Origin of the sequence: Curtobacterium sp. PhB136 (assembly GCF_004346855.1) — a bacterium.
In the GTDB taxonomy this organism is placed as follows: Bacteria; Actinomycetota; Actinomycetes; order Actinomycetales; family Microbacteriaceae; genus Curtobacterium.
Map to the genome: position 1 here is coordinate 417,502 of NZ_SMGH01000005.1, position 13,153 is coordinate 430,654.

The window sequence follows — 13,153 nt, forward strand, 5'->3', positions numbered from 1 at the left end:
TGACCGGGCTCTGGTTGTCGTCCGCTCGTTCGCGGATCGTGGTCGTCATGGACATCACCAACGCAACCGTCTTCATCCCCGGCGCCACGTCCGGCATCGGCCTGGGTCTCGCCCTCCGTCTGCAGGAAGCGGGGAGCACCGTCGTCATCGGTGGACGCCGTCGTGCACTGCTCGAGTCCCTCGCTGCCGAGCACGGCTTCGGCACCGTCGAGATCGACGTGAGCGACCCGGCTTCCATCACCGCGGCCGCGGCATCCGTCATCGAGGCGTACCCGGCGCTCGACACCCTCGTCACGATGTCCGGGATCATGCGGCAGGAGGACCTCCGGTCGTCGTCGCACCTGGCCGACGCGGTCGACACCGTCTCGACGAACCTGCTCGGCACCATCCGGCTGATCGACGCGTTCCTGCCGCACCTGCTGTCTCGACCGGCGGCCACCGTCGTCACCGTGTCGTCCGGACTCGCGTTCACCCCGCTCGCCGCCACCCCGACGTACAACGCCACGAAGGCTGCCGTGCACTCGTACACGCTGTCCCTGCGTCAGCAGCTCGTCGAGTCGTCGGTGTCCGTGCTGGAGCTCGTGCCCCCGGCCGTCGCCACCGACCTGCAGGGTGCGGGCGTGGACTTCGGCGGGATGCCGCTCGACGACTTCCTGGACGAGGTCATCGCGCTGCTGGAGTCGGGAGCGGCGCCGGAGATCCTCGTGCAGAACGTCCTGCCGCTGCGGTGGGCGGAGCGCGACGGGAACCAGCAGCAGCTCATCGAGATGCTGGCGTCACGCCGCCACTGATCCGCCTGGTCCGGCAGTTGCCCGGCGCCGGCGCGCAGCATCGAGCCGGCTCTCGTCCACGAGGAGCCGGAGCTCGCCAGCCGGCACGGCCGCGAAGCCGACGTCGTTCGTGACGAGCGCGGTCGCGCCGGTGTACGCGACCGTCGCCGCGTGGACGGCGTCGTACGAGCCGAGACCGTAGCGGCGCATGAGCTGGAAGGCCGGATCAGTGACGCTGGCGAGGTTGATGCTCGTGCTCGGCGACGGCCCGACGGCGGTCCGCCATCGGTGGATGAGTTCGTCGGCGACGCGCGCGGCACGCCGTCGGACTCGTCCGTCCGATCGTTTCATCGGCCACGCACGATTGCCGTGACGCTCCTTGATCGCGATCTTGAAGGCTGCTTCGGCCAACTCGATCTCGAGCAACGCGCTGTAGAGCACGAACGACCGTGACGATGTCAGACGCTTCAAGAACGCCCCTGCCTCGTCGTGACCGACCTCAGTCTCCACGAGAGCACGGACGACGAAGGACGTGTCGAGAACCACCGCGCTCGGCAAGGTCTCGAGGTCGGCGTACGACGCGACGTTGCGATCCCGGGAGCGGCGCGACTGCGGTACAGACGGCACGGCTACACGATGCCGTCGAACGAGGTCCGGAACCGGAGGCCGGTCGTCGCTTCGTGGACGACGCGTACGCGCTCGTCCGTGGTCATCGACGGGAGCCGGGCGATGAGCCGTCGCCGCGCTGCGCGTCGCTCGCGGTCGCGCTCTTCGATACGTCGCTCGATGAGTCGTGCTCGTCGAGCGCTGCGGTGGTCGGTCCTCGGCGACATGGTTCCTCCGGTTCGCGCGGGTCGCGCAGTTCGTGGTCGATGCAGCGACAGTAGGAGCCTTGACGCATGGCGAGCAAGGAATCCGTATGCAACATCCGGAACGGGCTCCGGCACCCTCGGACAGGATGGGGACGTGAACGCACGCATGCAGGACATCCAGCGGATCGTCGCCGAGGCCGGCGTCGAGACCGAAGCGCGAGAGCTCCCCGACTCCACGCACACGGCAGCCCAGGCAGCGGCGGCGCTCGGCACCGAGGTCGGCGCCATCGCGAGCAGCCTGCTCTTCCTGGCCGACGGCGAGCCGCTCCTGGTGATGACCTCCGGCCGGCACCGCGTCGACACCGCGGTGCTCGCCGGCGCGCTCGGGGTCGCGGAACTCGGGATGGCCACCGCGAAACAGGTGCGGGAGGTCACCGGTCAGCCGATCGGCGGCGTCTCCCCCGTCGGACACCCGCAGCCGATCCGGACCGTGGTCGACCGCGCCCTCGCCGAGTACGACCCGGTGTGGTCGGCGGCCGGCACCGCGAACTCGGTGATGCCGCTGACATTCGACCAGCTCGTCGCGCTGGCGGGCGGCACGGTGGTCGACGTCAGCGCGTCATGACCCGCAGCACGGACTAGGCCTGGGCGTCGCCTTCGCCCTCGCGGGCGCCTTCGGCGAGGACCGTCCGACCGAGCCGGACGAAGTCGTCGACGCCGAGCGCTTCACCGCGGGCCGTCGGGGCGATGCCGGCCGCCTCGAGCACCTGGGACGCGTGCGCACTGCCGCCGAGGACGCCCGACAGCGCCTGCCGGAGCATCTTCCGCCGCTGCTGGAAGGCCGCGTCGACCAGGGCGAAGACCTGCGCTCGGAGCTGCTCGTCCCCGGGGGGATCGTGCCGCTGGAACCCGACGAGCACGCTGTCCACGTTCGGCACCGGCCAGAAGACCTGGCGGCTGACCTGCCCGGCGATCCGCCAGGTGCCGTACCAGGCGGCCTTGACGCTCGGCGACCCGTAGACCTTGCTGCCCGGGTCCGCGGCGAGGCGGTACCCGACCTCCGCCTGGACCATCACGAGCGACCGTTCGATCGACGGGAAGGTCGCGAGCAGGTGCAGGAGGACCGGCACGGAGACGTTGTACGGCAGGTTCGCGACGAGGTGCGTCGGTGCTGCGGGGAGGTCGTACGCGGACACCTGCAGTGCGTCTTGGTGCACGACCGTCAGCCGCGCGGACGGCTGCATCGCGGACACCGTGGTGGGCAGCTGCGCCGCGAGCCGGGCGTCGATCTCGACGGCGGTGACCGGAGCGCCGGTCTCGGTCAGCCCGAGGGTCAGGGAGCCGAGGCCCGGTCCGACCTCGAGCACCTGTGCGTCGGCGGTCACGCCACCCGCGGCGACGATGCGCCGCACGGTGTTGGCGTCGTGCACGAAGTTCTGGCCGAGCTTCTTCGTCGGGGTGACGTCGAGCTGCGCGGCCAGCTCGCGGATCTCGGCCGGGCCGAGCAGTGCGCTCATTCGTCGACCGTCACGGGCTCGGCATCCCAGGCGCCGTAGACGAGCTCGGTGTTCGACGCGATCTGCGCCGCGAGCATCGACGGGTCCGTGCCGAGGGTGTCGGCCATGGACCGGAGGGTGAGCGGGATGAGGTACGGCGCGTTCGGCCGACCACGGTACGGAGTCGGCGTGAGGTACGGCGCGTCCGTCTCGACCATGAGCAGGCGACGCGGAGCGACCTCGAGCGCTTCGCGAAGGAGCGCCGCGTTCTTGAACGTCACCGTGCCGGCGAAGGACATGTACCAGCCGCGCTCGGAGCACAGGCGTGCCAGGTCCGGCCCACCCGAGAAGCAGTGGAACACCGTCTTCTCCGGCGCGCCGACGCGGTCGAGGACCTCGACCACGGCGTCGTGCGCGTCGCGGTCGTGGATGGTCAGCGCGAGGTCGTGCTCCTTCGCGATGCGGATGTGCTCCTCGAAGGAACGCACCTGGGCGTCACGGCCGTCGTCGCCGGTGCGGAAGAAGTCGAGCCCGGTCTCACCGATCGCACGCACCCGCGGCAGCGCGGCGAGTGCTTCGATGCCCGCGAGGTGCTCGTCGAGGAGCCCCTGCTCCGCCAGGAGCGGCGCTTCGTTCGGGTGCAGCGCCACGGCGGCCAGCACGCGCGGCTCGCGCGCCGCGATCGCCGCCGACCACTGCGATGTCGCGAGGTCGGTCCCGACCTGCACGACGCCGCGGACCCCGACACTCGACGCACGGTCGAGGTGTTCCCGGTAGTCGAGCGCCCCGTCGGGACCGCCGTCGGCGATCTCCATGTGGGTGTGGTTGTCGTAGACGGGCACCACGAGCGCTTCCGGCAGCGGCGGGTACGTCAGGTCGCGCTTCGACCCGTCGCCGTCGCCACGCGAACGGAGGTGGGCGTCGGTCACGCCGCGCCCTGTTCCGCCTGCTCGATGCGCGGGAACAGCCCGGACTCGAGCGGCGTCACCTGCGACGCGCCCTGCCAGTCGTACGCGCGGTCCACCCGCTGTTCGGCGATCGACCCGCCGGCACCGATGGAGGCCCAGAGCTTCTCGGTCGCCTTCGGCATCACGGGCGCGGCGAGGACCGCGACGGTACCGAGGCCACGGAGCGCCGTCGCCAGCACCGTGCCGAGGCGCTCGCGCTGGGCCTCGTCCTTGGCGAGGGCCCACGGCTGCTGCTCGGTGATGTACCCGTTCAGCGCGTCGACGAGTTCCCACGTGGTCGCGATCGCGTCGTGCGGTGCGAAGGCCGCGATCGCCGCGTCGGCCCGCTCGGTGACGGACTTCGCCAGGTCGTCGATCGCGACGTCGGACGCCGAGAGCTCGCCCCGCGCCGGGACCGCACCACCGAAGTACTTCTCGAGCATCGCCAGGATGCGCGACGCCAGGTTGCCGAAACCGTTCGCGAGTTCGGCCTGGTACCGCGCCGAGATGTCTTCCCAGCTGAAGTTGCCGTCCTGCCCGAAGGTGATCGCGCGGAGGAAGTAGTACCGGAACGCGTCGGAGCCGAACGTGTCGGTGATCTCCGACGGGGCGATGCCGGTCAGCTTCGACTTGGACATCTTCTCGCCGCCGACCAGCAGCCACCCGTGGCCGAAGACGCGCTTCGGGACCGGGAGCCCTGCTGCCATCAGCATGGCGGGCCAGATCACCGCGTGGAACCGGGCGATGTCCTTGCCGACGATGTGCACGCTCGGCCAGAGGCGCTGGAAGGCTTCGTCGTCGTCGCTGCCGTAGCCGAGCGCCGTGACGTAGTTCAGCAGCGCGTCGAACCAGACGTAGAGCACGTGGTCGTGGTCCCAGGGGATCTTGATGCCCCAGTCGAAGCTCGACCGCGAGATCGAGAGGTCGCGGAGGCCCTGCTTGACGAAGGAGACGATCTCGTTGCGGACGCTCTCCGGCTGGATGAACTCCGGGTTCGATTCGTAGAGGTCGAGCAGGCGCTGCTCGAAGTCGGACATCCGGAAGAAGTAGTTGCGCTCGGACAACACCTCCACCGGGATGGAGTGGATCGCGCAGACCTGCTGGCCTTCGTACGCACCGGTGCCGGGAACCAGGTCGCTCGGCTGCTTGTACTCTTCGCAGCCCACGCAGTAGAAGCCCTCGAACTCGCCGGCGTAGATGTAGCCGTCGTCGTGGAGCTTCTGCAGGAACGCGGTCACGCCGCGCTCGTGGCGTTCGTCGGTGGTCCGGATGAAGTCGTCGTTGGCGATGTCGACGGTGTCGAGCAGCGGCTTCCACGCATCCGTGACGAGGCGGTCCGCCCACTCCTTCGGGGAGACGTCGTTCGCCGAGGCGGTGCGCAGGATCTTCTGCCCGTGCTCGTCGGTGCCGGTGAGGAGCCAGGTGTCGTCACCGCGCTGACGGTGCCAGCGCGCGAGGAAGTCCGCGGCGACCTCTGTGTAGGCGTGCCCGATGTGGGGAACGTCGTTCACGTAGAAGATCGGCGTGGTGATGCTGAACGAGGAGCCGTCGGACATGCGGACCATCCTACGGGCGCGCGGCAACCGCATGACGCGTCCGGCAGTGGACTGTGGAAAACCCGGACGGGAGGCCCGTGGCGGGCCCGCACCGGGCCTCCCGTCCGGTGTTCGTCGCGTCTACCGCGCCGCCAGCGCACCCTCGTACAGGTCCCGCTTGGACAGCCCCGTGGCGTCCGCGACGGCGGCTGACGCCTCCTTCATCCGGGTCCCCGACGCGACCCGCTCCAGCACGAGGCGGACCCCCTCCTCGATCGTGACGTCGTCCGCGGAACCGGACGCCCCGGCCACGACGATGCAGATCTCGCCCTTCACGCCGTCGGCGGCCCACTCGGCCAGCTCGGCCAGCGAGCCGCGCTTGACCTCTTCGTACAGCTTCGTGAGCTCACGGCAGACGACTGCGCGACGGTCACCCCCGAAGCCGGCACCCATGTCGGTCAGCGTGTCCGCGAGCCGGTGCGGCGACTCGAAGAAGACCATCGTCCGCTGCTCCCCGGCGAGGGCCTCGAACACCCGACGGCGCTCCCCCGCCTTGCGGGTCGGGAACCCCTCGAACGTGAAGCGGTCGGTCGGCAGCCCGGACACGGCGAGCGCCATGAGCACCGCGGACGGCCCCGGGAGCGCCGTGACGGTCACCCCCGCTGCCGCAGCGGCCTCGACCAGGGGGAACCCCGGGTCGCTGATCGCGGGCATGCCGGCGTCGGTCAGGACCACGACGTCCTCGTCCCGGGCGAGCTCGACGACCTCGGCCGCCTTGGCCCGCTCGTTGTGCTCGTGGAGCGCGATCAGCCGCGGACGGTTCTCGATGCCGAGGGCACGCATCAGGTGGATCGCGGTCCTGGTGTCCTCCGCCGCCACGACGGTCGCGTTCGACAGTGTCTCGACCAGTCGGCGGGACGCGTCGCCGAGGTTGCCGATGGGAGTTGCTGCGAGGACGATCACACGCCCCATTGTGGACGCAGCGAGCGCAGGCGCCGCATCCGTAGGATGCTGCGGGTGACCACGGACCTGGCCGACGCACTCGACACTGCGCCCGCAGTACCCCGTGGGTCGCGCCTCGACGACTGGTGGGTGCGCCTCATGTCGGCCTCCTGGCGGGTCGCCGCCTGGCGGTGGGCCGGCCCGATCGCCGTCACCGTGGTCGCTGCGCTGCTCCGGTTGATCGACCTCGGACGGCCGCACTCGCTCGTGTTCGACGAGACCTACTACGTCAAGGACGGCTGGTCGATCGTGCACCTCGGGTACGAGGGCACGTGGCCCGCGAACCCGACCGACGACACCGCCCCCACGACGGACGAGCGCTTCGCCTCCGGCGAGACCTCGATCTTCACGAGCGCCGCCGAGTTCATCGCGCACCCGCCGCTCGGCAAGTACCTCATCGGCCTCGGGATGCTGCTGTTCGGCCCCGACAACGCCTTCGGGTGGCGCTTCACCGTCGCCGTGCTGGGCATCGCGACCGTGTTCCTCGTCGCCGTGATCGCCCGGTCCCTGTTCCGGTCCACGCTCGTCGGCACGCTCGCCGGCGGCTTCATGGCGGTGGACGGTCAGGCGATCGTGATGTCGCGGGTGACGCTCCTCGACGGCATCGTGACGTTCTTCGTGGTCCTCGGGTTCGGGGCGCTGCTGCTCGACCGGCGGTGGACGACCCGGCGGCTCGACGCCTGGGTCGGTCGCCGTGCGGCGGCCGGACGAGACACCCTCTGGGGGCCAGCGCTCTGGTGGCGGCCGTGGCTGATCGGCATGGGGCTCGCGATGGGACTCGCGACGAGCACGAAGTGGACCGGGCTGTACTTCCTGGCGTTCTTCGCGCTGTACTCCGTGCTGAGCGACATGATGATGCGCAAGCGCGCCGGGATCGAGTTCTGGTCCTCGAGCGCGTTCCTGCAGCAGGCGCCGGTGTCGTTCGTCCTGACCGTGCCGATCGCCGCCGCCACGTACCTGGCGTCCTGGACCGGGTGGTTCGTGTCGAAGGACGGCTGGGACCGCGACTGGATCGCCTCCGGCGGGCAGCGCTGGCGAGGGATCCTGTCCTGGGTGCCCGACAGCGTGCAGAACTGGTGGCACTACCAGTCCGAGATCTACGGCTTCAACATCGGCCTGCACACCCCGCACTCGTACCAGGCGAACCCGCTGCTGTGGCTCTTCATGCAGCGCCCGACGTCGATGTACTACGTGGGGACGAACGCCGGGCAGGACGGCTGCGCGGCGGAGCGGTGCGGTGCGGCGATCACGGGCATCGCGAACCCGTTCATCTGGTACCCGTCGGTCGCTGCCGTCATCGCGCTGCTCGTGCTCTTCGTGCTGCACCGGCGATGGGAGTACGGCTTCGTCGTGATGGGCGTCGCGGCGGGCTACCTGCCGTGGCTGCTCTACGTGAACCGGACCGTGTTCCAGTTCTACACGATCGCGTTCGAGCCCTTCATGGTGATGGCGCTGGCCGCGGCGATCGGGCTGCTGCTCGGATCGAGGGACGATCCACGGCCACGGCGGACCCGCGCTGTCATCTGGATCGGGGTGTACCTCGGGGTGGTGCTGCTCGCGTCGGCGTACTGGTACCCGATGTGGACGGCGCTGCAGGTCCCGTGGGACTTCATCCGGTCGCACTACTGGTTGCCGAGCTGGTTGTAGCGGCGCGTTGCGGGGCCGTTGCGCGGGGTCGCGCGAGTTCGGCGTCGCGCCACGTGTTCGACACCGCGCGAGTCGTTCGACTGCTGCGGTGTCGGAAGATGCGTCCGCTGGGTGCGGCGTCCCCCCGACCCGTCAGGACTGGGCGTGCAGTGCGCGCTCGATCGTCTCGCGGTCGAGCGGGCTGCCGAGCATCGCGTCCGGCGCGGTCGGCGGCAGCACCCCGTCGATGACGACCTGGGCGTACCGGCGCCAGGCGTCGGGGTCGTGTGCGCGGGTGGCGTCGGCCACGGCGCCGATCATCGCGGTGAGCATCGGCAGGTCGCGGTAGTCGAAGCCCGCCCGCACCACGCCGGCGTCCCGCGCGCGGCCGATGATGTCGCTGACCTGGGTCTCGAGGCGATCACGTTCCTGCACGATCGAGGGCCGGGACTTGCCCGCGCGGACGATCGCGTCGGCCAGGGCACGGTCGCGTGCGCGGAACTCGAACACGCCCATCAGGTACAGGCGGAGCGACTCCCGCGGGTCGATCTCCTCCGCAGCACGTGCCGCCGCGGAGTTCATCGCGTCGAACTTGGTCGCGAGCAGCGCCTCGATCAGGGAGTCCTTGTCGGCGAACCGGCGGTAGACCGTGCCGACGCCGACACCCGCTTCGTGCGCGATGTCGTTGAGGGTGACCGAGAGCCCGCGCTCCGCGAAGCACTTGCGTGCCGTCTGCAGGATCAGCTCGCGGTTGCGTGCTGCGTCAGCGCGGAGAGGCCGATCGAGATCGGCGTGCTGGTCGATGGTGCTCACGATTCCGAACCTAGTTGAACTTTCTGGGAATAAGTGGATGCGGACCTTCCGTTTCGGTCTACACTGACTCGAAGCGGATGCCTCGCATCCGCTTCCTCCCCTCCCGGAAACGCCCGACGGTGTGCGCTTCTTCCCTCCACTCACTCCCGAGGAGGCTGCCGTGACGGCAGAACAGACTTCGCCCGCCCGTACGGGCGCCGCACCGACTCCCACCCCGACCGGTCGCACCGAGCACCGGTGGATCGCCCTTGCGGTGATCGCTCTCGCGCAGCTCATGGTCGTGCTCGACGCCACCATCGTGAACATCGCGCTGCCCTCGGCTCAGGCGGACCTCGGGTTCGGCACCGACCAGCGGCAGTGGATCGTCACCGCCTACTCCCTGGCGTTCGGCTCGCTCCTGCTCCTGGGTGGCCGTCTCGGTGACCTCTTCGGCCGGAAGAACACGTTCATCATCGGGCTCGTCGGCTTCGCCATCGCCTCGGTCCTCGGCGGCCTGGCCGACTCGTTCGGTCTGCTCGTCGCGGCACGCGCGCTGCAGGGCGCGTTCGGCGCGCTGCTCGCCCCGTCCGCCCTCGGCATGCTGACGACGACCTTCCGTGACCCGAAGGAACGCGGTCGTGCGTTCGGCATCTTCGGTTCGATCGCCGGCTCCGGTGCGGCCATCGGCCTGCTGCTCGGTGGCGTCCTCACCGAGTACGCCTCGTGGCGCTGGTGCCTCTACGTCAACGTCGTCTTCGCCGTCCTCGGCGTGATCGGTGCGTTGATCTTCATGGCGAAGCCGCCGAAGGTCGAGCGCCCGCGCATCGACATCGCCGGTGTCCTCACCATCACCGCAGGCCTCGTCGGCGTGGTCTACGGCTTCTCGAACGCCGAGACCAACGGCTGGGACGACCCGTGGACGATCGGCATGCTCGCCGCCGGAGTCGTGCTCATCGCCGCGTTCATCGTGATCGAGACCCGCGTCGCACACCCGTTGCTCCCCTTGCGCGTGGTGCTCGACCGTGATCGCGGCGGCTCGTTCGTCGCCATCGGTCTCGTCGCCATCGGCATGTTCGGCATCTTCCTGTTCCTGACGTACTACCTCGAGCAGACCCTCGGGTTCTCCGCACTGCAGACCGGTCTGGCGTTCCTGCCGATGCCGCTGTCGATCATGATCTCCGCGACGCAGATCGGCGGGCGACTGCTGCCCCGCGTCGGCCCGAAGGTCCTGATCTTCTCGGGCGGTCTCGTCGCCGCGGCGGGCCTGCTCCTGCTGCTCCGCACCGACCTGGACAGCTCCTACGCGGGCACTGTCCTGCCGGCGCTCATCGTGATCGGCCTCGGCATGGGCACGATCTTCTCGTCCGCGATGAACACCGCGACGACCGGTGTCGCCCGTGCGGATGCGGGCGTCGCATCCGCAACCGTGAACACGATGCAGCAGATCGGCGGTTCGATCGGTACGGCGCTGCTGTCGACGATCTTCGCCGACGTCGTGAAGAACAGCCTCTCCGGGCTGACCGCCGCGCCGACCAAGCTGCAGCAGGCGCAGGCCACGCTCGACGGCTACCACGTCGCCTTCGCGATCTCGGCCGGCGTGCTGGTGCTCGTCGCGATCGCGAGCGGGCTGCTCATCAACCGCCAGTCGGTGCGGCTCGCCAAGCTCGAGCACCTCAGCGCCAACGCGACGGGGAGCATCCCGGCCGCCGCGCACTGACGATCGGCTCCCTGCGCCGGGTAACCACGAAACGGACACTGCACCGCGATTCTTCGCGGTGCAGTGTCCGTTTCGTGGTTCGTCCGTGCGGGGCGCGCGGTCCGGCGCGACCGCCGCCGAAGCCCGGGTCCGGCGCGGCCGCGCCGCTCGGTCCGGCGCGGCCGCAGTCCCGATTCGACAACATCGGTGTCGAACGACAACGACGTTGTCGTTCCGCGTCCCTCGTGACCGCCGCCCACCACCACCCACCACCACCTCCCACACGCCCACACCCACCACCGCCCACCACCGGTCCCGCACAACGCCAACAGCCACACCCCACCCACCGCACGAAGTTCATCCACAGCCCCCGCCACGCCGCCCCGATTGCGCACTGTTGCTGTTCCTCTCCCGGTCGTCAGGGGTCCGCATTATGGTGAGCGCCATGGCCCCCGTCTTGACCTCGCCGCTCGTGTCGACGCAGTGGCTCGCCGACCACCTCGGTGCGGACGAGCTCGTCGTGCTCGATGCCTCCGTGCACGCCGCGGGGACCGGCCGTGGCATGACGTGGCAGAGCGCGCGGGACACGTACGAACGACACGGCCACGTGCCCGGCGCCCGCTTCGCCGACCTCGTGCAGGACTTCTCGACGCCCGACGCCGACGTGCCCTTCACCCGCCCCTGCGCCGAGCGTTTCGAGCAGGCGGCCCGCGCACTCGGCATCACGAACACCTCGACGGTCGTGGTCTACGACGACAGTGTCGGCGAGTGGTCCGCCCGCCTGTGGTGGATCTTCCGTTCGTTCGGGTTCGACGACGTCGCCGTGCTCGACGGCGGGTTCGTGAAGTGGCGGGACGAAGGGCGCCCGGTCCGCGTCGGTGCCCTCACGAGCGCACCGGCGGTCCACGTCGAGGCGGCGGCGTTCCTCGCCGGCGAAGAACGTCCGCTGTGGGCCGACCGCGCCCGCGTCGAACGAGCCGTCGACGGTTCGGAGCCCGCGGCGCTCGTGCTCGCGGTCGACGAGACGGTCCTCGGTGCGACGCACCCCGACGTGGTGCCCGGCACGACGCCGATCCCCTTGCGCCGCGTGGTCGACCAGGACTCCAATGCCCTCCTCCGTCCGGCGGCCCTGGCGGACGTCTTCGCGCCGGTGCTCGACTCGGAGCAGATCGTCACCTACTGCGGCGTCGGCAGCGCCGCGTGCGTGGACGCCCTGGCACTGACGGTGCTCGGTCACGACCGTGTCCAGGTGTACGACGGTTCCCTCGCGGACTGGTGGCGACGGGAACCGATCGCCTCCTGAACCGGCAGCGCGCGGACTGAACCGGCATCGCCCGGACTGAACCGGCAGCGCCCGGACTGGACCGGCAGCGCGCGGAGCGCCCGGACCACTCGGCACTAGCGTTGGCGACATGAGCACCAAGCGCGCGGTCGTCCTCGGCGGAACGGGCGGCATCGGTTCCGCCGTTGTGCGCGAACTCCTCGACAGTTCCGGCCGCGGCGGCGACGACTGGCAGGTGGACGTCGTCGCGCGCCGGGGCGGCGACATCGCGGACGCACTGACCGCGGCCGGCGCCACCTTCACCCCGGGCGACCGCCGGGACACGGCCGTCCTCCGCGAACTCCTCCGGCCCGGTGCGGACCTCCTCGTCGACACCGTCGGCGCCACCCGTGACGACGCGGCCCAGCTCCTGCCGTACCTCGGAGACGTCGGGTCGACGGTCTTCGTGTCGTCGAAGGCCGTCTACGTCGACGAGCAGGGCCGGCACGCGAACTCCGTCGACAAGCCGGTGTTCTCCGGCGCGGTCACCGAGCTGCAGCCGACGGTCACCGCCGCCGACGCCGACCCGACCAGCCGAGACGGTTACGCAGCGCAGAAGGTGGCGGCCGAGCAGCTGCTCCTCGACCACGGCGCCCCGGTCACCGTCCTCCGCCCGTCCAAGGTGTACGGCCCCGGCATCGGTCGCCCGCGCGAGTGGTTCGTGGTCCGGCGTGCGCTGGACGGCCGTGAGCGCGTGCTCCTCGCCGACCAGGGGCGCGGCGTCGACCACACGACGGCCGCCAGCGGCATCGGTTCGCTCGTCCGGCTGCTCGCGGATGCGCCCGACCGGCGGATCCTCAACGTCGCCGACGACTCCGCGCCGTCCGTGCTCGAGATCGTCCGCACCGTCGCCGGGCACCTCGACCACGTGTTCGAGGAGGTCCTGCTCGACGCGGACGCCCCGGCCTTCGTCGGGTCGACGCCGTGGTCGTCGCCGACCCCGTACGTCCTCGACACCAGCGCGGCCCGATCGCTCGGATGGCAGCCGCCGACCTTCGCGCAGGCGGTCGTCCCGGAGCTCGACTGGCTCGTGGAGACGGCGCACCGCACCCCGGTCGACGGCGACGTCCCGTGGGCTGCTGACCCGTTCTGGGACCGCCTGTTCGACTACGGCCCCGAGGACGCTGCACTCCTCATGCTCTCGCTCGGGAGCTGA

At 70.4% G+C, this 13,153-nt stretch carries 13 protein-coding genes; 6 read left to right on the forward strand and 7 right to left on the reverse strand.

Annotated features, from left to right (window positions below):
- The first annotated feature begins 47 nt into the window (after positions 1-47).
- Positions 48-791, forward strand: coding sequence for an SDR family NAD(P)-dependent oxidoreductase (locus EDF27_RS08360; RefSeq protein ID WP_185021587.1), 744 nt, complete (start codon positions 48-50; stop codon positions 789-791).
- Here the strand turns inward: EDF27_RS08360 and EDF27_RS19640 are convergent.
- The gene (locus EDF27_RS19640) at positions 777-1,397 is read right to left on the reverse strand and encodes a type II toxin-antitoxin system VapC family toxin (protein ID WP_165931406.1); all 621 of its coding nucleotides are present in this window, start codon (positions 1,395-1,397) and stop codon (positions 777-779) included. The genes EDF27_RS08360 and EDF27_RS19640 overlap by 15 nt on opposite strands.
- A gap of 2 nt (positions 1,398-1,399) precedes the next feature.
- A complete protein-coding gene (locus EDF27_RS19645; protein ID WP_165931407.1) occupies positions 1,400-1,603 on the reverse strand; it encodes a hypothetical protein in 204 nt (67 codons plus the stop codon).
- Positions 1,604-1,748: 145 nt separating this feature from the next.
- On the opposite strand from EDF27_RS19645, the gene EDF27_RS08370 reads away from it, so the two are divergent.
- Positions 1,749-2,207, forward strand: coding sequence for a YbaK/EbsC family protein (locus EDF27_RS08370; RefSeq protein ID WP_132048160.1), 459 nt, complete (start codon positions 1,749-1,751; stop codon positions 2,205-2,207).
- Between the two features lie 13 nt (positions 2,208-2,220).
- On the opposite strand, the gene rsmA is transcribed toward EDF27_RS08370, so the two are convergent.
- The 4 genes from rsmA to rsmI all read right to left on the reverse strand — a co-directional run bounded on the left by rsmA (position 2,221) and on the right by rsmI (position 6,523).
- On the reverse strand, positions 2,221-3,099 hold the full coding sequence (rsmA, locus tag EDF27_RS08375) for a 16S rRNA (adenine(1518)-N(6)/adenine(1519)-N(6))-dimethyltransferase RsmA (protein ID WP_132048162.1): 879 nt from the start codon (positions 3,097-3,099) through the stop codon (positions 2,221-2,223).
- Positions 3,096-4,007: a TatD family hydrolase gene (locus EDF27_RS08380; RefSeq protein WP_132048164.1), complete on the reverse strand. Its 912-nt coding sequence runs from the start codon at positions 4,005-4,007 to the stop codon at positions 3,096-3,098. The genes rsmA and EDF27_RS08380 overlap by 4 nt, the downstream gene beginning before the upstream one ends.
- Positions 4,004-5,581, reverse strand: coding sequence for a methionine--tRNA ligase (gene metG, locus EDF27_RS08385; RefSeq protein WP_132048166.1), 1,578 nt, complete (start codon positions 5,579-5,581; stop codon positions 4,004-4,006). Before metG ends, EDF27_RS08380 begins: the two co-directional genes overlap by 4 nt.
- A 120-nt stretch (positions 5,582-5,701) precedes the next feature.
- Entirely contained in the window at positions 5,702-6,523 is an 822-nt protein-coding gene (gene rsmI, locus EDF27_RS08390; protein WP_123655790.1) for a 16S rRNA (cytidine(1402)-2'-O)-methyltransferase, read from the reverse strand.
- A gap of 54 nt (positions 6,524-6,577) precedes the next feature.
- Between rsmI and EDF27_RS08395 the strand changes: the two genes are divergently transcribed.
- The gene (locus EDF27_RS08395; protein WP_243698258.1) at positions 6,578-8,209 is read left to right on the forward strand and encodes a phospholipid carrier-dependent glycosyltransferase; all 1,632 of its coding nucleotides are present in this window, start codon (positions 6,578-6,580) and stop codon (positions 8,207-8,209) included.
- A 132-nt stretch (positions 8,210-8,341) separates the two neighbouring features.
- Here EDF27_RS08395 and EDF27_RS08400 read toward each other — a convergent pair whose 3' ends face one another.
- Complete coding sequence (locus EDF27_RS08400; protein ID WP_165931408.1) at positions 8,342-9,001, reverse strand: TetR/AcrR family transcriptional regulator; 660 nt, start codon at positions 8,999-9,001, stop codon at positions 8,342-8,344.
- A 160-nt stretch (positions 9,002-9,161) separates the two neighbouring features.
- On the opposite strand from EDF27_RS08400, the gene EDF27_RS08405 reads away from it, so the two are divergent.
- The 3 genes from EDF27_RS08405 to EDF27_RS08415 all read left to right on the forward strand — a co-directional run bounded on the left by EDF27_RS08405 (position 9,162) and on the right by EDF27_RS08415 (position 13,153).
- Positions 9,162-10,697, forward strand: a complete 1,536-nt coding sequence (locus EDF27_RS08405; protein WP_123655793.1) for an MFS transporter — start codon at positions 9,162-9,164, stop codon at positions 10,695-10,697.
- A gap of 424 nt (positions 10,698-11,121) precedes the next feature.
- On the forward strand, positions 11,122-11,979 hold the full coding sequence (locus tag EDF27_RS08410; protein ID WP_165931409.1) for a rhodanese-like domain-containing protein: 858 nt from the start codon (positions 11,122-11,124) through the stop codon (positions 11,977-11,979).
- 109 nt (positions 11,980-12,088) lie between these two features.
- Positions 12,089-13,153, forward strand: coding sequence for an NAD(P)-dependent oxidoreductase (locus EDF27_RS08415; RefSeq protein ID WP_132048174.1), 1,065 nt, complete (start codon positions 12,089-12,091; stop codon positions 13,151-13,153).

What these genes read in the sequence shown, in the direction of transcription:
- EDF27_RS08360 (WP_185021587.1), top strand. Translation starts at nt 48, where the DNA reads ATGGACATCACCAACGCAACCGTCTTCATCCCCGGCGCCACGTCCGGC.
- EDF27_RS19645 (WP_165931407.1), bottom strand. Translation starts at nt 1,603, where the DNA reads ATGTCGCCGAGGACCGACCACCGCAGCGCTCGACGAGCACGACTCATC.
- EDF27_RS08370 (WP_132048160.1), top strand. Translation starts at nt 1,749, where the DNA reads ATGCAGGACATCCAGCGGATCGTCGCCGAGGCCGGCGTCGAGACCGAA.
- rsmA (WP_132048162.1), bottom strand. Translation starts at nt 3,099, where the DNA reads ATGAGCGCACTGCTCGGCCCGGCCGAGATCCGCGAGCTGGCCGCGCAG.
- metG (WP_132048166.1), bottom strand. Translation starts at nt 5,581, where the DNA reads ATGTCCGACGGCTCCTCGTTCAGCATCACCACGCCGATCTTCTACGTG.
- EDF27_RS08410 (WP_165931409.1), top strand. Translation starts at nt 11,122, where the DNA reads ATGGCCCCCGTCTTGACCTCGCCGCTCGTGTCGACGCAGTGGCTCGCC.
- EDF27_RS08415 (WP_132048174.1), top strand. Translation starts at nt 12,089, where the DNA reads ATGAGCACCAAGCGCGCGGTCGTCCTCGGCGGAACGGGCGGCATCGGT.